The sequence below is a fragment of the Algibacter ulvanivorans genome (genome assembly GCF_048381495.1).
GTDB classification, from domain to species: Bacteria; Bacteroidota; Bacteroidia; order Flavobacteriales; family Flavobacteriaceae; genus Algibacter_B; species Algibacter_B ulvanivorans.
The window spans coordinates 339,902-355,468 of the sequence record NZ_JBLWGD010000001.1 but is presented as its reverse complement, the minus strand read 5'-3'; the positions used below and the strand labels follow the sequence as shown (position 1 = coordinate 355,468).

Below are 15,567 nucleotides of genomic sequence, written 5' to 3'. Positions count from 1 at the left end.
TTTTAAAAATACATTTGCTAACAAACTTAAAAGAGTTTTAGTCTTTTTAAATTTTATTAAAATTCTTTATTACTTTTACTTCTTAATCTTATCCTTACATGAGTTCATCATTTGAAAAACATCAAAAACGCAGACTTATATCTTCCTACTTTTCTGTAGTATTAAGTATTGCTTTAGTATTGTTTTTATTGGGTTTATTAGGTATGCTTATTTTAAACGCCAAAAAAGTATCGGACCATTTTAAAGAACAGGTGGTTATTACCATTTATTTAAAAGATACTGCTAAAGAGGTTGAAACCAAACAACTTGAAAAAAGTTTGGCTATGGCAGATTATGTAAAATCTACCGAATACGTATCAAAAGAACAAGCTGCCGAATTTATGAAAGCAGAAAATGGTGAAGATTTTATGGACTTTGTAGGCTATAATCCGCTTCAAAACTCTATTGATGTTCATTTAAAAGCAGATTTTGTGACTTCTGAACATCTTGAAAAAATATCTGCCGAAGCCACTAGTAAAAACTTTGTTGATGAAGTTACTTACGATAACGACTTGGTAAACCTAATGAACGATAACGTTAAAAAAATTAGTTTTTGGGTGCTTATTATAAGTGGTATTTTTACTTTAATTGCTGTTTTATTAATTAACAGTTCTATTAGATTGGCTGTATACTCTAAACGATTTACTATTAAAACTATGCAAATGGTTGGCGCAACCAAACAATTTATTCGTCGCCCTTTTGTATGGAAAAGTGTTCGCTTAGGTATGATTGGTGCACTTTTAGCCTTAATTGGTATGGCCATTGTTTTGTATTATTTAAACAAAACGTTTACAGAATTAGAATTGCTTAGCAACCCCATTTTAGTATCATTATTGTTTGTTTTTGTTTTTGCTTTAGGTATTATTATTACTTGGATAAGCACACACTTTGCAACACAACGTTTTTTAAATTTAAAAACAGACGAGCTATATTACTAGTTTGGTAAAACAAATTATAAAACTCTTAACAGCTTTTATGAAATAAATCTTTTACTTTGCAGTAAATTATTTGGCGTAAACATTATTATGGGAGAACAAAAACGTAAAGAAAACTCGAAACCAGAATTTATATTTGGAAATAAAAATTACAAATTCATGTTTATTGGTTTAGCCTGTATTGCTCTTGGTTTTATTTTAATGTCTGGCGGAGGTAGTGACGATCCCAATGTTTTTAACCCAGAAATTTTTAGCTGGAGACGTATTCGATTAGCACCAACATTAATATTAATAGGTTTCGGAATCCAGATTTATGCTATACTTTTAAATCCAGACAAAAAGTAACTTCTAATTAATTACAAGTGTACCTCTAACAGCTTAGCATCTGTGCCAACTATTTTTAATTTGTTTACAATTGCAGGTAACAACAATGTTTCGCCCATTTTTAGGCTATACGTTTTGTTATCGCACTCCACATTAAATGCACCTTCTACACACATATAAATTACAAAACTATCTGTTTTAGAATAATCTTTCTCTATACTTTTAGTAACCTTAATAATATTGGTCTTGAAATATGGCGAATGTACCAACGTGTTAGACACATTATCTGTTACCGAATATTTAGTTTTATAATCGTTATAATGCTTGTAATCTATAGCATCTAATGCCATTTCGGTATGAAGTTCTCTTGTCTTGCCTGTTTTAGCATCAACTCTATCATAATCATAAATACGATAGGTTATGTTTGATGTTTGCTGAATTTCGGCTAATAAAACACCCGCACCAATAGCATGAACACGTCCTGTTGGAATATAAAACGTATCGCCATTAGACACTTTTTCAATATTCAAAATTTTATTTAATGTTGAATTATTTAAATGCTCTTGATAGCTATCTTTTTCTACATTTTGATTAAAACCAACAATTAATTCGGCATCTTTTTCAGCCTGCATTACATACCACATTTCGTTTTTTCCAAACGAATTATGTCGCTCTTTAGCCAGTTCGTTACTAGGATGCACTTGAATTGATAACGGTGTTTTTGCATCAATAAACTTAATTAGCAATGGAAAATCTTCACCAAAAGCTTCATAAACACTATTACCAACAAAATCTCCTTTATATTCTTTAATTAAATCTTTTAATGTTTTTCCTTTTAAATTACCCTCTCCAACTACAGTTTCGTTATCATCTACATCTGAAATTTCCCAAGACTCACCTATACTTTCTTCTGTATATTGTTTATTAAGTATTGTTTTTAATTTTTCGCCACCCCAAATACGGTAGCTGTAAATTGGATTAAATTTTAAAGGATATAGTTTCATAATTTTTGTAAAGAAAATTCGCTATAAAACTATTGTTTTAAAACCTTACTCACAAATACATTTACTTTTATTTTTGTTTAAAAAAAAAGCAAATAACTGTTCAATATTTTTACACTTAAAACACTTTACTTCGTCAATTTTAATACTTTTGCCGCATGGATATAATTGACGCAATTATTTTAGGCATAATACAAGGACTTACAGAATTTCTTCCTGTATCATCTAGCGGGCATTTAGAATTAGGAAAAGCCATTCTTGGCGACAACTCTGTGCCAGAAGAAAGTTTACTATTTACTGTTGTGCTTCACTTTGCAACAGCTTTAAGCACTATTGTTGTATTTAGAAAAGATATTTTAGAGCTTATAAAAGGGGCTTTAAAATTTAAATGGAATGACGATTTACAATTTATTTCTAAAATAGCACTTTCTATGATTCCTGCCGTAGTTGTAGGATTATTTTTTGAAGAACAGCTTGAAGCCCTTTTTGGCAATAACATCTTATTAGTTGGTTGTATGTTAATTATTACTGCTATCTTATTATTTTTAGCAGATAAAGCCAAAAACACAGAAAAAAAAGTAAGTTTTCAAAATGCATTTGTTATTGGAATTTCTCAAGCCATAGCCATGTTACCAGGTATTTCTAGAAGTGGTGCCACCATTTCAACATCGGTATTATTAGGAAATGACAAAACTAAAGCTGCTCGTTTTTCATTTTTAATGGTTGTACCTTTAATTTTTGGTAAAATAGCAAAAGATGTTTTAAGTGGCGATTTAACTTACAATTCTGGAAACTTTACAGCTTTATCTATTGGCTTTGTGGCAGCTTTTGTTGCTGGATTATTTGCATGCACTTGGATGATTGCTCTAGTTAAAAAAAGTAAACTTACCTATTTTTCAATATATTGTGTTATTGTTGGTTTAATTGCAATAGCTTTTTCGTTATTTAATTAATATGAAAACGGTTGAAGATTATCTTTCTGGGCAGGTTTTACTTATAGACAAACCTCTTAACTGGACATCGTTTCAGGTGGTTAACAAACTACGATGGGAAATTCGCCAAGCCTTTAAAATAAAAAAAATAAAAGTTGGGCATGCTGGTACTTTAGACCCTTTAGCAACAGGGCTACTAGTAATTTGCACGGGTAAAATGACCAAACAAATTGATACTTTTCAAGGACAAGAAAAAGAATACACAGGCACTATAATTTTAGGAAGCACCACACCTTCCTATGATTTGGAAAGCGAAATAAACGAAACTTTCCCAACAGACCATATTACAGAAGATTTAATTTATAAAACCACTAAGCAGTTTATTGGCGAAATACAACAATTTCCACCTGTATTTTCAGCTTTAAAAAAAGATGGTAAACGTTTATACGAATTTGCAAGAGCTGGCGAGCATGTAGATATTCCTGCCAGAACAATACAAATCTCGGAATTTGAAATAACTAAAATTGATGGACTTTGCGTTAATTTTAGAGTTGCATGTAGTAAAGGCACTTACATTCGTTCTTTAGCTAACGATTTTGGAAAAGCTTTAAATTCTGGCGCGCATTTATCTGCTTTGCGTCGTACAAAAATTGGAAATTTTCATGTTACTAAATCTTCTTCTATTGAAAAATTTATTGAAAACTTAAAGGCTAAATAATACCGTACCGTCTTAAAAAAAAGTCTACAAAAACAACTAACAAAACACTTAAATTCAACACCTTACAACCCTTGTTTTATTTCATAATGTTTTAAACTTTAAGATTTTTTAAACTTTTTAGCGTATTTTGCCGTATATTTTAATACGATTACCCCAAACACAAACGTATTGAACCTTAGTAATCAACATAAAGCCCTACTTATTACTTTTCTAATTACTGGAACTGTAATACTTTCTGTTTTTAATTTAAGCCTTAAACAACAGCAAGAATTTGCATCTGAAAGCTATTACGAAATAGAACCAGAACCAGAACTTACTGAAGAGGAAATTAAAGTGCTTGAAGCTTTAGATAAATTAAATAATACTAAAGCTGAAACCAATAAAGCTTTTAACGAAACCGAAAAGCCTAAACATTTTGCCCAAGCTTTTAAAACTATAGCTCCACCAGAAGATTACATTCCTAAATCTAATAACACTTCAAACCACCAAACCATAGCTAGAAAAGCTTATGATATACCCAAAGACTCTAAATTAAACACCGAAGAGTTAGCTAAATTTAGTAAAGTAAACGACTTACTTAAAGAACAACAATCTGATGGTAACAACTCTAAAAGTTCCATAAAGTTTTCATTAAAAAACAGAAAAAAAATTCATATTCCTATTCCTGTTTATTTATGTGAAATAGACGGAAAAATAGTGGTAAACATTACAGTAAATGCCCAAGGCAATGTAATTGATGCTTATGTAAACACATCGTCAAACTCTAACAACGAGTGCCTTATAGAACATGCCATAGATTATGCTAAGCAATCTCGATTTAGCGCAGATGCATCAAAAAACACCCAAATAGGCTCTATAACATTTTATTTTATTGGCAAATAGTAGGTTGCAATTGGCAAAGTAACTTTGTTATATCTTCAATTATATTTTGCCCTTTATCTTTATTATACCAATGTTGTAAATCTTCTTTAAATTCTGGTGTTAATTTACCATGCTTAGCTTTAAACCTATTTACATAACTTGTTGCTTCGCTTGGCCTTGGTCCATATGTGTTTAATACCTCTCCTGTACTATTATCAATCATAACAACTTTTGCAATAGCTCTACCTCCATTAGTTAAAAACATATCCATAAGCTCTAAATTTTCGTCACGCAATACAATTTTTACATCAATATTTGTATTTAATTCTGCTATTTTATTCAATGCAGGTATTACATGAGCAGCATCGCCACACCAGCTTTCGGTAATTATTAACCAAGTTATTTTTTGGTTATAGTCTAATATCTTTTTTTTAGCAGTATCAGAAATTTTTATGGTTTTATCCCAACGCTTCATGCGTTTATCGTTCAATTTAGTATAATTTGCTAGCGCTTCTGTTTTTTCTTTTCCGGTGTTCGAATTTTCATTAGCTAATTGCTTTACTAACAATCTATAGTCTTGATATGAAATACTTTTGTCAAGACTTTTTTGTATAATTTGATTCATAATTTTAATTTAAAAATAAAAACCTAGAAGCAAAATTAATACCTATAGATTTTAATTAAGATGATATTTGTCATACTTTTACTTTTAACCTTACAACCCAAAAAACAATAATACTTTACCACAATGAAAAAACACAGATGCGGCTGGTGCGTAGGTGACGATTTATATGAAGCCTACCACGATACAGAATGGGGTGTTCCTGTTTATGATGATGATACTTTATTTGAATTTTTAATTTTAGAAACCTTTCAAGCTGGCTTAAGTTGGATAACCGTTTTACGAAAACGAGAAAATTTTAGAAAAGCTTTTGATAATTTTGATTACAAAAAAATAGCCAACTACCAAGAAGCAAAAATTAACACTCTACTTCAAGATACTGGTATAATTAGAAACAAATTAAAGGTTAATGCTACTGTTAGTAATGCACAAGCGTTTATAAAAATTCAAGAACAATTTGGTAGTTTTAGTAAATACATATGGAACTTTGTTGATGGCAAACCCATAAAAAACAATATAAAAAACTACAAAGAAGCTCCTGGAAATACAATTTTAAGCGATACCATTAGTAAAGACTTAAAAAAGCGCGGCTTTAAGTTTGTTGGTTCAACCGTTGTTTATGCCCATATGCAGGCCACAGGTATGGTTAACGACCATGAAGTAAATTGTTTTAGATATGATGAAGTTTAGTTTTTTTGCTTGTCTATTTTTAAGTTTACTTTCTTATTCGCAAACCAAAAACGAACAAGAAAAGCGCATTAATCAATCTGAATTTCCAAAAATTGCCCAAAATTATTTCAATTTTATAGCTGATAAGACGAAATATTTAAAATTTTACAAAGAAACTGATGCCAAAAAGCAAAGCTTTGAAGCTAAATTTAAAATAAACAAACTACATTATAGTATTGAGTTTGATACACTAGGAAAGCTTGAAGATATTGAGGTTTTGGTTAAAAAAAGAGATATTTCAAAAAAAGCACTAAAACAAATTGATGCTTATTTTAGCTCTAATTTTAAAAAATGTAGAATAATAAAAATTCAGAAACAATACATAAATCATTCAACCAAAAACGACCAATACTATATTGCATACATTATAGAAAACCCTAATAACAAACACACGCATTTTGAAATTATTGCCGAAATAAAAACAAAACAAAAACACGAATTAAGAGAGTTTACATTTAATAGAGATGGTAAATTTGAAAAATCTAGACTAGTAACATCTTCTTCTTACGAGCATGCCTTATATTAAAACCTTTATAATATTTATGTTTTGCATTATAGGCTTTAATAGCTATGCTCAAAACAATTTTACTAGCCTTGGCGAATCGGCGTTTGCTATAAACCATACCGTTTCTAAAACCTATAGCATGAATTTTGCTTTACGAAGTAGATATTTTTTGTATAAAAATAAAAACCTTCAATACCAACAACAGCAGATAGATATTTATCATTTTTCTACAATAAAATTAAACTTTAACCACAAATTAAGTTTTGGTATCTATTACCGAAATAGAGATAGGTTTGAAACTGGGACTAACGAATTGCGGTTAACACAACAGTTTAACTTTACAAAACAAAAGTTAGGGGTGCGTTATGGGCATAGAATTAGAGCCGAACAACGCATTATAGATAACAAAACTATTTTTAGACAACGGTATAGATTTGCTGTAGATTTCCCTTTAAATGGAGAAAAACTTGATATAGGTGAAGCTTACTTAGTAAGTGCTACCGAAGGGTTATTAAGCTTAAGTAAAACGGATAAACCAGAAACAGATATTAGAATATCCTCGCAAATAGGCTGGCAAATTAGTCAAAAATTAAAACTTCAAACAGGTTTAGAGCATAGATTAGAAGCTTTTAACTTAAAAGCTAAAAACAACTTATACATATTATCTTCTGCTGTATTAAAAATTTAGTGTTTAATTTTTATATTAACCGTTAAAGCGGTTTACTGCAACCTATTAAAATGAGTTGTAAAACCATCATAATAGTTATTGGCAATTGTTAAATGTAATGCATCTCGCATTCTAATTACTCCCTTAAACACAACATGCCAGCTGTAATCAAAGTTTTCTGAATAATTTATAAAATCATCTTCAGCAGAGTAAATAGATGTGTCTGTAGTTATAATATAATTGCCACTATATATTTCAATTCCGTTTTCAATAATAGAATACGACATATCTGAATTTAAATTTAGTTGTACACTTTTACCAAAACGATCTGGGGTAACTTGGTCTACTCCACTAATACCACCTTCGGTAATTGTCCATTGCCATTTGCCAATAATACTAGCGGCTTTAGGCTCTAAATTTTCAATATTAGTATCATCATCGTTATTACACGAAAATAATGTTAAAACTAAAACAAGTATATAAGTTAAATGTTTCATTATACTTCTTATTTTACTTATGCTGTGTATTTAAGCATAACTCTTTTATCTAGTTAAATTTAAAAAAATAATGAGCTTAATTTACAAATATTTTAAAAACAAATCTCTTGAAATTTCTTCTGCACCTAAGCTTTCTAAATGGCTAGTATAAACTTGGCAGTCTATAAGTTTATAATTTGTGTTTTTAATAAACGAAATAAAACCAACCTTACTAGCATTACTCTCTTTTGTAAACATACTCTCGCCACAAAACACGCCATTATTTAAATCTACTCCATAAAGGCCTGCAACTAGATTATTATTATCCCATACTTCTACAGATTTAGCAAAACCTAAATTATGAAGCTTTACATAGGCTTCTATCATAGCATCTGTAACCCAAGTCCCTTTTTGTCCATTTCGCTTTACTAAAGCACATGCTGTAATTACGGCTTTAAAATCTTTATTAACGGTTACTTTATATCCTTTATTTCGCATAACTTGTTTCATACTTTTAGAAACTTTTAGCTTTTCGGGGTATAATACAAATCGTGGGTTTGGAGACCACCACAAAATAGGCTCGTTAGCATCAAACCAAGGAAAAATTCCTGTTTTATACGCAAGTAGTAATCTTTTGGCAGACAAATCGCCACCAACAGCCAACAAACCTTCTGGCGAAGCTGTATTAACGTTTGGAAACCAAATATCTTTGTTTAAATAATACATGATTAATAAATATAAAAAACCTCAACATTTAAAAAAATATTGAGGTTAATTTAATTAAAGTTTCTGCTGTGGCAGAACTAAAATTTTATGTTATTAAAAAGGTAAATCGTCATGATCTTCTTCTTTTAAATCTCCTGCAGGCTCAAAAGCATCTGCTGGTGGTACAGGAGGCATATTTCCGCCTGCTGCTTCACTTTGTAATGCTTCAATTCGCCAACCTTGAATAGAGTTAAAATATTTTGTTTCTCCTTGAGGGTTTACCCACTCTCGCCCTCTTAAATTAATGTTTATTTTAACTTGTTGCCCTACTTGGTAATTGTTTAACAAGTCTGTTTTATCTTGCACAAACTCCACCATAATATGCTGTGGGTATTGCTCTTCTGTAGTTACTACAATTTCTCTTTTTCTAAACCCATTACTTCCAAAAGTTTGAGTTTCTCCAACCATTTTTATTCTTCCTTGAACTTCCATGTATTCGTAATTATTTATTTACTATTGTTTTTCTATTATTTTTTAATCTTGATTAAGATAGTAGTATTTTCCATGCGCTTTCAACATCTCCAAAACTAAGGTAATTCCTAGCTAATTTGTGCTTCTCTCTATGTGTTGCTGTTTTTATATTTGGGTAACGCTTACCAACCTCTTCAATAAAATCTTTAATACTTTGCTCGTTTGGCAGACTTTCTATATTCCCCAGCATACCTAAATCGTTTCCTGTTAAAATCATACTGTTTTTAACATAATCTGGAAAAGCATCAACACCTATACCTAACGTGGTTAAAGGCTTTGGTATTTCAAAAAAGCCCTTTTTTGCTCGACTATAATAGCTACCTCCTGCTCTAGCTACTAAATCTAATTTTTTTTGATCTATAACATCGTTTTCATCAAGAATAGCATCATCTATATGAAGTTTAACAACCTCGCATATAATTAAATTACCTGCGCCGCCTTCGGTTCCTAACTTAATTATATCATTTATCTTACACTCTAACTGTACAGGGGCTTCAGCTACTCTAAAAGGCTTAACAATATCAGACTCTAACATGGTTAAACCAGCCTTTTCAAACTCATTAACATCTTCTGGGTACTCTGTACTACTTAAAGACATTTGATGAACCATATCGTAGTTTACCACATTTATAACCACCTCTTTTGTTGCTTCTGCATTTACTAAGGTATGCTTTACTGTATTATCTCTTACTCGCCTAGCTGGAGAAAAAATAAGAATTGGTGGATTGGCACTAAATACATTAAAAAAACTAAATGGCGACAAATTAGGGTTTCCTTCTGGGCTAACTGTGCTAGCAAAAGCAATAGGCCTTGGCGCTACAGCACTTAACAAATAACCATGTAATTTACTGGTTGGCAAGCTTTTTGGATCTAATGAAGGCATTGTTGTTTAATTTTCACAAATGTAGCGAAACTATAACGCAACTAAAAACCGACTTACTAACAACTTGAACAATAATATTAACAGATTTGCATTATATTACCAGATAATTTTTTGTTAAATGATTTTTACCAAACATAGTAATGCATTCCGTTGGATTATTGTAATAGCTTCTTTTGCTATTGTATCTCTTATTTTATGGAAAACATACGAGTTTTTCCAGCATTTTAAAGATGAAGAACGTAGCAAAATGGAAAATTGGTCTTTTGCTCAAACAGAGTTTATTAATTCTGATATACAATCTAACACAAATTTAGATTTAACACTTAAAATTTTAAATAGCAATAAAACAACACCCATGCTTACTATTAATGATGATGGTAGCTTGGGCAGTTATAACAATATTGACGAAACAAAAATTAAAGACAAAAACTACATAAACAAACTCATAAAAAAGTTTAAGGCAGAAAACAGCCCTATTCATGTAAAATATCAAGACAAAATATATTCTACAATATATTACGGCAATTCGCCTTTGCTAAATAAATTAAAATATTATCCGCTGGCTTTACTATTAATAATTGTGCTTTTTGGCGCTGTTATTTTTTTCTTTTACAGTAGCAATAAAAACGCTACTCAAAATAAATTATGGTCTGGTATGGCTAAAGAAACTGCGCATCAAATAGGCACGCCATTATCGTCTTTAATTGGTTGGACAGAACTATTAAAAACCGAAAACGTAAACCCAGATTATATTTTAGAAATTGAAAAAGATGTAGACCGACTAAAAACGATTACTGAGCGTTTTAGTAAAATAGGCTCGCTTCCCATTTTAGAAAAAGCAGATATTGTAAAAGAAACTATAGACTCTTATGATTATTTAAAAACAAGATCGTCTAAACTTATAATTTTTGATATTAAAGTCCCAAAAGACAAAATTTTCGTAAATCTAAATAGACAACTTTACAGTTGGACTATAGAAAACCTAATAAAGAATGCTATTGATGCCATGAAAGGTCGAGGCAAACTAACGGTTGAAATTTCGCAACTTGAAAACAATATAATGATAAGTGTAACAGACACCGGAAAAGGCATACCTAAAAAGAATTTTAATACCATTTTCGAACCTGGGTATACAACTAAAAAACGAGGTTGGGGCTTAGGCCTATCTTTAGCTAAACGTATTATCGAAGATTTTCATAACGGAAAAATTAAAGTACTACAATCTGAAAAAAACAAAGGTTCTACCCTGCAAATAATTTTAAAACAAATTAATTAGTAGTTTAAAGTATGATGTCTGAAAAATTAATTGATGTAAAAGATGTAGCCTTAAAAAATAACTGTCCAGAGTGCTATAGTAACAATGGATTACGATTAACATTTAAACAAAAAATTAAAGACACTAAATTTTACAAATCTATAACCCCAAAAATTAGTTACGAAATAACATGCAAAACGTGTAACTCTATAATTTATCCTGTACAATGGACAGATGATATTGATCGTGTTTTTGAGTACCACAAAAAGGCATTTATTCCCAAAAAAACATCAACTTATATAAAAAAAATATCGTGGGTTATTATAGCTTTAGGGGTTGTAGTAATAGCTATAATGGTATTTTTGGCTTATTATTTATATTTATAACTTGGCCTTAATGGTTTCTGCCAACGTTTCAAACTCTTCATGAGTCATTTTAGTTTTTTTAATAAAACGGGCATCATCCATAGATTGAAGCGGTATTAAGTGTACATGCACATGTGGCACCTCTAAACCAATAACACTTACTCCAATTCGTTTACATGGTATGGCTTGTTTTAATGCTAAGGCTACCATTCTTGAAAAACGCATTAAATTACCATAATCATCTTCATTTAAGTCGAAAATTTTATCAACTTCTTTTTTAGGAATACATAGTGTATGGCCTTTAGCATTAGGGTTTACATCAAGAAATGCTAAAAAATCTTCGGTTTCTGCTATTTTATAACAAGGAAGCTCTCCGTTAACTATTTTTGTAAAAATTGATGCCATTTTATTAATAATAAAGGTTTCGCTTTCGCGGAATTAAAAACTATCTAGATATTTCAACAATATCGAATTTTATAACACCATTTGGTACTTGAATTTCGGCAACATCGCCAACCGATTTTCCTAACAAACCTTTTCCTATTGGCGAGTTTACCGATATTTTCCCTGAAGCTAAATCGGCTTCACCATCGGCTACTAATGTATAGTTCATTTCCATACCATTAGTTTGGTTTTTTATTTTAACTTTAGATAGCACCAATATTTTAGAATTATCTAATTGCGACTCATCAATAACACGAGCACCAGCTAAAGCATCTTCTAATTTAGAAATACGCATTTCTAACATACCTTGCGCTTCTTTAGCGGCATCGTATTCTGCATTTTCACTTAAATCACCCTTATCTCTTGCTTCAGCTATAGCCTTAGAAGCTTTTACGCGTTCTACATCTTTAAGTTGTTGTAACTCATCTCTTAGCTTTTTTAATCCTTCAGGTGTATAGTATGATACTTTACTCATAACTTCATTATTTTACTTAATAAAAGATGCTGAACAAGTTCAGCAAATAAAAAAATCTCGCTTACACGAGATTGTACAACAAAAATACAAAATTTTAGTTACATATGTATTGAAAACATTAATATACTTTTACTTATATTTTTACTAAAAAAAGCAAAAACATGTTAAGCAAATACCTAAACAATAAAGTACATTTGCTTTTTATTGTAAATTGCACCTCAATATTTTACCGTTTTATGAAACCATTTTTTAGCGCCTTATTATTTGTTTTTTTAGTGTCTTGTAGCGGCAATTCTGTTGATGATAGAAACTGTCGTTTTTTACTGGATATTAATGTAAATTTTTCTATCGATTTAAGCTTACCTCAATATAGTCAATTAAATTTTGCTGGAAACTCTGTTTATATAGCTAATCAAGGTAATGCTGGTGTTATTGTTGCTAGTACTGGTGTAGATTTTTATGCTTGGGATGCTGGAGACCCAAACCATGCGCTAAGCGATTGTTCTGTTATTTCACCATCTGGGTTAAATGGTACTTGTGGTTGTGGCGATAATAATACCTATAATTTTGTTACTGGAACCATAGCCGGCAATAATGGTTTAAAATGCCCATTAAAAAACTATCGGGTTCAAAAAAACGGAAACTCGCTTTTAATTTTTAATTAAAAAAAGCGTCGCTAGTAAAATTACCAACCACGCTTATTAATGCTGCTATTTTTTACTTTAAAACTTTAAAGTAGCTCCTAACAAAAAGTTAGTTGTTGCTTGCGGGTAGTAACCAGCATAATATCCTGTTGTTGTTCCTGTTGGACTTTCATTGTCGCTATAATCATACGAGCCAAAGTAACCGTTTGAAACATATTTTTTATTAAAAATATTATTTATCAAACCAGACAATATTATGGATTTAAATAGTTTATTAGGCTTAATTTCATAACTAATATTAAAATCGTTTATAAAATAACTTTCTAAAACAGATGCTTTGTTATCTGTATTTCCCATATATTGCTCGCCAACATATTTACTAAGTAAAGTAAGTTGCAAACCTTCTGCCGGAAAGAGATTTAATGCATTTCCTATTACTAAATCTGGCGAAAATGAAATGTTAGTGTTTCCTAAATCGACTAGCTCTCCATTAATTTCAGATTGAAAATTTTTATTTTTATTACTACTTAAACCAATGTTTGTTGATGTGCTAAATATTTTAGAAAATTGAATGTTGGCATCGACCTCTAACCCTAACCTATAACTTTTACCACTTGTAGCTCGAATTGGGCTTCCAACATCATCTAACTCGCCAGTTAACACTAACTGATTTTGATAAAACATATAATATAAATTAGTATTTATACTAGCTTTTTTAGTGCTATAACGCCAGCCTAGCTCTATGTCGTTAAGGGTTTCGTTTTCTGTAACACCAGCTTCAAAATCGTCGCGATTTGGCTCTCTATTAGCTCTTGCATACGATGCATAAAAACTACTAAAATTACTTTGTTTATAAGTTAAACCAGCCTTTGGATTAAAGAAACTAAAGTTTGCATTGGTTTTAAATACTTCTCTGTCAGAATTTAATCCATTTGTTTTATAGCTTACAAAACGCCCTTGCAAATCAATAAAACCTGTAATTTTTTTTGCTAACTTAAATGTGGCTTTAGAGAATATACTAAAATCGTTTTTTGTAGCATCGCCATCGTAATAACGATCTCTTATATTTCCGTTTTCAGAAAATGCTTTTGCCCATATAACTTCTCCAAAATGATCTCCATTATAAACACTATATGATAACCCCGAAATAAGCTCTAGTGTGTTTTTCTTATAGGTTACATTGGCATTTAACACATAAAAATTATTATCTAACCAGCGCCTTCTAATAACATCGGTAATTGGTATATCTATAGGGTTTCCGTTTTCATCTTCATCAACACGATTATCTGTTGGTAAAACAATACCATTGTAAAGACCAATTTCATCGGTATCATCTTCAAATTGTTCAAAATACCCTTTTCCTTTAGTATAGTTTAATCCTAAGTTTGTTGACCAATTATTATCAAAACGTTCATTCCAATGTAATTGGTAATGGTCTTGCCAATAATTATCGGTTTCATTCTCATAAGTGTATGGGTTTTGGCGACGGTTTTCTTTTAATTGATTGGCTGTTAAACCTTCCCAAGCTTGATAAGTACGTTCTACATTACCAAAAGTTAATGCTTTAATTAAGGTGTTATCGTCTTTATAAACACCTTGTAAGAAATACGATTTTAAATCGGTAAATGCTCGATCAATATACCCATCTGAATTTATTTTTGAGAACCGACCAGATATTTCGAAATGATTATTTAATAAACCTGTGCTTAATTTTACAGTATGTTTTCTTGTAGCAAAGCTACCGAAACTATTTGATATTTCTCCTGAAGCCTCTTTTGAAAAAGCATCGGTTAATACATTTATACTAGCTCCAAAAGCTCCAGAGCCATTGGTTGATGTTCCTACGCCACGTTGCAATTGTAAGCTCTCTGTTGAAGATGCAAAATCGCCTAAATTTACCCAAAATGTTCCTTGACTTTCTGGATCGTTATAAGGAATTCCGTTAATAGTTACATTTACACGTGTTGCATCTGTACCACGCACCCTAATTCCTGTGTAACCAATGCCTGCTCCGGCATCGCTTGTTGTAACTACCGATGGTAAAAAGTTAAGTAAAACAGGTATATCTTGCCCTAAGTTACGTTTAGCTAAAGCTTCTTTAGATATATTAGAATGTGTAATAGGCGAATCTGCATTTACACGTACGGCATTAACCAAAACTTCATCTAGTTTTTCGGTTTTTGTAGAATCTGTTACAACTTGATTTTGTTGTGCCATTACGTTAGTTGACAACACTACGAATGTTAAAAAAAGTAAAATATTTTTCATTACGATTATATTTATAATCGAATAAAAAGAGGTAATTATTCTTTTTGTTGTTAATAAATTAAACTTTAAGCGTCCTACTTGTACGAAATCATGTTTTTTAAGTTCAATATTTATTAAATCTTTAATATTAAACAAATCAAGATTTAAAAATATAAACCAACATTGATGACCTTATCGCACTTGCTAAA

At 30.7% G+C, this 15,567-nt stretch carries 20 protein-coding genes; 11 read left to right on the top strand and 9 right to left on the bottom strand.

Annotation, left to right across the window (positions count from 1 at the left end; genetic code table 11):
- The first annotated feature begins 98 nt into the window (after positions 1-98).
- Complete coding sequence (locus tag ACNG5D_RS01735) at positions 99-977, top strand: cell division protein FtsX (protein WP_418181775.1); 879 nt, start codon at positions 99-101, stop codon at positions 975-977.
- A gap of 87 nt (positions 978-1,064) precedes the next feature.
- Positions 1,065-1,319, top strand: coding sequence for a DUF3098 domain-containing protein (locus ACNG5D_RS01730; protein ID WP_418181774.1), 255 nt, complete (start codon positions 1,065-1,067; stop codon positions 1,317-1,319).
- Positions 1,320-1,330: 11 nt separating this feature from the next.
- On the opposite strand, the gene ACNG5D_RS01725 is transcribed toward ACNG5D_RS01730, so the two are convergent.
- Positions 1,331-2,302 (bottom strand): type I phosphomannose isomerase catalytic subunit, encoded by a 972-nt coding sequence (locus ACNG5D_RS01725; RefSeq protein ID WP_418181773.1) that lies wholly within the window; start codon positions 2,300-2,302, stop codon positions 1,331-1,333.
- Between the two features lie 155 nt (positions 2,303-2,457).
- On the opposite strand from ACNG5D_RS01725, the gene uppP reads away from it, so the two are divergent.
- The 3 genes from uppP (at position 2,458) to ACNG5D_RS01710 (ending at position 4,831) form a co-directional block, all read left to right on the top strand.
- Positions 2,458-3,252, top strand: a complete 795-nt coding sequence (gene uppP, locus ACNG5D_RS01720) for an undecaprenyl-diphosphatase UppP (RefSeq protein ID WP_418181772.1) — start codon at positions 2,458-2,460, stop codon at positions 3,250-3,252.
- A 1-nt stretch (position 3,253) separates the two neighbouring features.
- On the top strand, positions 3,254-3,949 hold the full coding sequence (truB, locus tag ACNG5D_RS01715; protein WP_418181771.1) for a tRNA pseudouridine(55) synthase TruB: 696 nt from the start codon (positions 3,254-3,256) through the stop codon (positions 3,947-3,949).
- A gap of 168 nt (positions 3,950-4,117) precedes the next feature.
- A complete protein-coding gene (locus ACNG5D_RS01710; RefSeq protein ID WP_418181770.1) occupies positions 4,118-4,831 on the top strand; it encodes an energy transducer TonB in 714 nt (237 codons plus the stop codon).
- Here the strand turns inward: ACNG5D_RS01710 and ACNG5D_RS01705 are convergent.
- Positions 4,818-5,435, bottom strand: a complete 618-nt coding sequence (locus ACNG5D_RS01705; protein WP_418181769.1) for a thioredoxin family protein — start codon at positions 5,433-5,435, stop codon at positions 4,818-4,820. The two genes, ACNG5D_RS01710 and ACNG5D_RS01705, sit on opposite strands and share 14 nt — an antisense overlap.
- A gap of 123 nt (positions 5,436-5,558) precedes the next feature.
- On the opposite strand from ACNG5D_RS01705, the gene ACNG5D_RS01700 reads away from it, so the two are divergent.
- Genes ACNG5D_RS01700 through ACNG5D_RS01690 form a run of 3 tightly spaced genes read left to right on the top strand, consistent with a single transcriptional unit; the run spans position 5,559 to position 7,354 of the window.
- Positions 5,559-6,122, top strand: coding sequence for a DNA-3-methyladenine glycosylase I (locus ACNG5D_RS01700; RefSeq protein WP_418181768.1), 564 nt, complete (start codon positions 5,559-5,561; stop codon positions 6,120-6,122).
- The gene (locus ACNG5D_RS01695) at positions 6,109-6,687 is read left to right on the top strand and encodes a hypothetical protein (protein ID WP_418181767.1); all 579 of its coding nucleotides are present in this window, start codon (positions 6,109-6,111) and stop codon (positions 6,685-6,687) included. Before ACNG5D_RS01700 ends, ACNG5D_RS01695 begins: the two co-directional genes overlap by 14 nt.
- A gap of 16 nt (positions 6,688-6,703) precedes the next feature.
- Positions 6,704-7,354, top strand: coding sequence for a DUF2490 domain-containing protein (locus tag ACNG5D_RS01690; protein ID WP_418181766.1), 651 nt, complete (start codon positions 6,704-6,706; stop codon positions 7,352-7,354).
- 32 nt (positions 7,355-7,386) lie between these two features.
- Here ACNG5D_RS01690 and ACNG5D_RS01685 read toward each other — a convergent pair whose 3' ends face one another.
- The 4 genes from ACNG5D_RS01685 to ACNG5D_RS01670 form a co-directional block, all read right to left on the bottom strand.
- Positions 7,387-7,830, bottom strand: a complete 444-nt coding sequence (locus tag ACNG5D_RS01685) for a hypothetical protein (RefSeq protein ID WP_418181765.1) — start codon at positions 7,828-7,830, stop codon at positions 7,387-7,389.
- Between the two features lie 81 nt (positions 7,831-7,911).
- Positions 7,912-8,535: a leucyl/phenylalanyl-tRNA--protein transferase gene (gene aat / locus ACNG5D_RS01680; RefSeq protein WP_418181764.1), complete on the bottom strand. Its 624-nt coding sequence runs from the start codon at positions 8,533-8,535 to the stop codon at positions 7,912-7,914.
- A gap of 93 nt (positions 8,536-8,628) precedes the next feature.
- Positions 8,629-9,006, bottom strand: coding sequence for a DUF3127 domain-containing protein (locus ACNG5D_RS01675; protein WP_418181763.1), 378 nt, complete (start codon positions 9,004-9,006; stop codon positions 8,629-8,631).
- A 52-nt stretch (positions 9,007-9,058) separates the two neighbouring features.
- Complete coding sequence (locus tag ACNG5D_RS01670; protein ID WP_418181762.1) at positions 9,059-9,928, bottom strand: flavin reductase family protein; 870 nt, start codon at positions 9,926-9,928, stop codon at positions 9,059-9,061.
- 118 nt (positions 9,929-10,046) lie between these two features.
- Here ACNG5D_RS01670 and ACNG5D_RS01665 point away from each other — a divergent pair, with 118 nt between their 5' ends.
- Positions 10,047-11,204 (top strand): sensor histidine kinase, encoded by a 1,158-nt coding sequence (locus ACNG5D_RS01665; RefSeq protein WP_418181761.1) that lies wholly within the window; start codon positions 10,047-10,049, stop codon positions 11,202-11,204.
- Positions 11,205-11,215: 11 nt separating this feature from the next.
- Complete coding sequence (locus ACNG5D_RS01660; protein ID WP_418181760.1) at positions 11,216-11,569, top strand: hypothetical protein; 354 nt, start codon at positions 11,216-11,218, stop codon at positions 11,567-11,569.
- Here the strand turns inward: ACNG5D_RS01660 and ACNG5D_RS01655 are convergent.
- Positions 11,564-11,953 carry an HIT family protein gene (locus ACNG5D_RS01655; RefSeq protein ID WP_418181759.1) on the bottom strand — a complete coding sequence of 130 codons (390 nt, stop codon included), beginning with the start codon at positions 11,951-11,953 and terminating at the stop codon, positions 11,564-11,566. The genes ACNG5D_RS01660 and ACNG5D_RS01655 overlap by 6 nt on opposite strands.
- A gap of 40 nt (positions 11,954-11,993) precedes the next feature.
- Positions 11,994-12,467 carry a transcription elongation factor GreA gene (gene greA, locus ACNG5D_RS01650; RefSeq protein ID WP_418181758.1) on the bottom strand — a complete coding sequence of 158 codons (474 nt, stop codon included), beginning with the start codon at positions 12,465-12,467 and terminating at the stop codon, positions 11,994-11,996.
- 236 nt (positions 12,468-12,703) lie between these two features.
- On the opposite strand from greA, the gene ACNG5D_RS01645 reads away from it, so the two are divergent.
- Positions 12,704-13,132: a hypothetical protein gene (locus ACNG5D_RS01645; protein ID WP_418181757.1), complete on the top strand. Its 429-nt coding sequence runs from the start codon at positions 12,704-12,706 to the stop codon at positions 13,130-13,132.
- A gap of 57 nt (positions 13,133-13,189) precedes the next feature.
- On the opposite strand, the gene ACNG5D_RS01640 is transcribed toward ACNG5D_RS01645, so the two are convergent.
- Positions 13,190-15,379 (bottom strand): TonB-dependent receptor, encoded by a 2,190-nt coding sequence (locus ACNG5D_RS01640; protein WP_418181756.1) that lies wholly within the window; start codon positions 15,377-15,379, stop codon positions 13,190-13,192.
- Positions 15,380-15,567: the final 188 nt, after the last annotated feature.

What these genes read in the sequence shown, in the direction of transcription:
- ACNG5D_RS01735 (WP_418181775.1), top strand. Translation starts at nt 99, where the DNA reads ATGAGTTCATCATTTGAAAAACATCAAAAACGCAGACTTATATCTTCC.
- ACNG5D_RS01730 (WP_418181774.1), top strand. Translation starts at nt 1,065, where the DNA reads ATGGGAGAACAAAAACGTAAAGAAAACTCGAAACCAGAATTTATATTT.
- ACNG5D_RS01725 (WP_418181773.1), bottom strand. Translation starts at nt 2,302, where the DNA reads ATGAAACTATATCCTTTAAAATTTAATCCAATTTACAGCTACCGTATT.
- uppP (WP_418181772.1), top strand. Translation starts at nt 2,458, where the DNA reads ATGGATATAATTGACGCAATTATTTTAGGCATAATACAAGGACTTACA.
- truB (WP_418181771.1), top strand. Translation starts at nt 3,254, where the DNA reads ATGAAAACGGTTGAAGATTATCTTTCTGGGCAGGTTTTACTTATAGAC.
- ACNG5D_RS01705 (WP_418181769.1), bottom strand. Translation starts at nt 5,435, where the DNA reads ATGAATCAAATTATACAAAAAAGTCTTGACAAAAGTATTTCATATCAA.
- ACNG5D_RS01700 (WP_418181768.1), top strand. Translation starts at nt 5,559, where the DNA reads ATGAAAAAACACAGATGCGGCTGGTGCGTAGGTGACGATTTATATGAA.
- ACNG5D_RS01695 (WP_418181767.1), top strand. Translation starts at nt 6,109, where the DNA reads ATGATGAAGTTTAGTTTTTTTGCTTGTCTATTTTTAAGTTTACTTTCT.
- ACNG5D_RS01690 (WP_418181766.1), top strand. Translation starts at nt 6,704, where the DNA reads ATGTTTTGCATTATAGGCTTTAATAGCTATGCTCAAAACAATTTTACT.
- ACNG5D_RS01685 (WP_418181765.1), bottom strand. Translation starts at nt 7,830, where the DNA reads ATGAAACATTTAACTTATATACTTGTTTTAGTTTTAACATTATTTTCG.
- aat (WP_418181764.1), bottom strand. Translation starts at nt 8,535, where the DNA reads ATGTATTATTTAAACAAAGATATTTGGTTTCCAAACGTTAATACAGCT.
- ACNG5D_RS01675 (WP_418181763.1), bottom strand. Translation starts at nt 9,006, where the DNA reads ATGGAAGTTCAAGGAAGAATAAAAATGGTTGGAGAAACTCAAACTTTT.
- ACNG5D_RS01670 (WP_418181762.1), bottom strand. Translation starts at nt 9,928, where the DNA reads ATGCCTTCATTAGATCCAAAAAGCTTGCCAACCAGTAAATTACATGGT.
- ACNG5D_RS01665 (WP_418181761.1), top strand. Translation starts at nt 10,047, where the DNA reads ATGATTTTTACCAAACATAGTAATGCATTCCGTTGGATTATTGTAATA.
- ACNG5D_RS01660 (WP_418181760.1), top strand. Translation starts at nt 11,216, where the DNA reads ATGATGTCTGAAAAATTAATTGATGTAAAAGATGTAGCCTTAAAAAAT.
- ACNG5D_RS01655 (WP_418181759.1), bottom strand. Translation starts at nt 11,953, where the DNA reads ATGGCATCAATTTTTACAAAAATAGTTAACGGAGAGCTTCCTTGTTAT.
- greA (WP_418181758.1), bottom strand. Translation starts at nt 12,467, where the DNA reads ATGAGTAAAGTATCATACTATACACCTGAAGGATTAAAAAAGCTAAGA.
- ACNG5D_RS01645 (WP_418181757.1), top strand. Translation starts at nt 12,704, where the DNA reads ATGAAACCATTTTTTAGCGCCTTATTATTTGTTTTTTTAGTGTCTTGT.
- ACNG5D_RS01640 (WP_418181756.1), bottom strand. Translation starts at nt 15,379, where the DNA reads ATGAAAAATATTTTACTTTTTTTAACATTCGTAGTGTTGTCAACTAAC.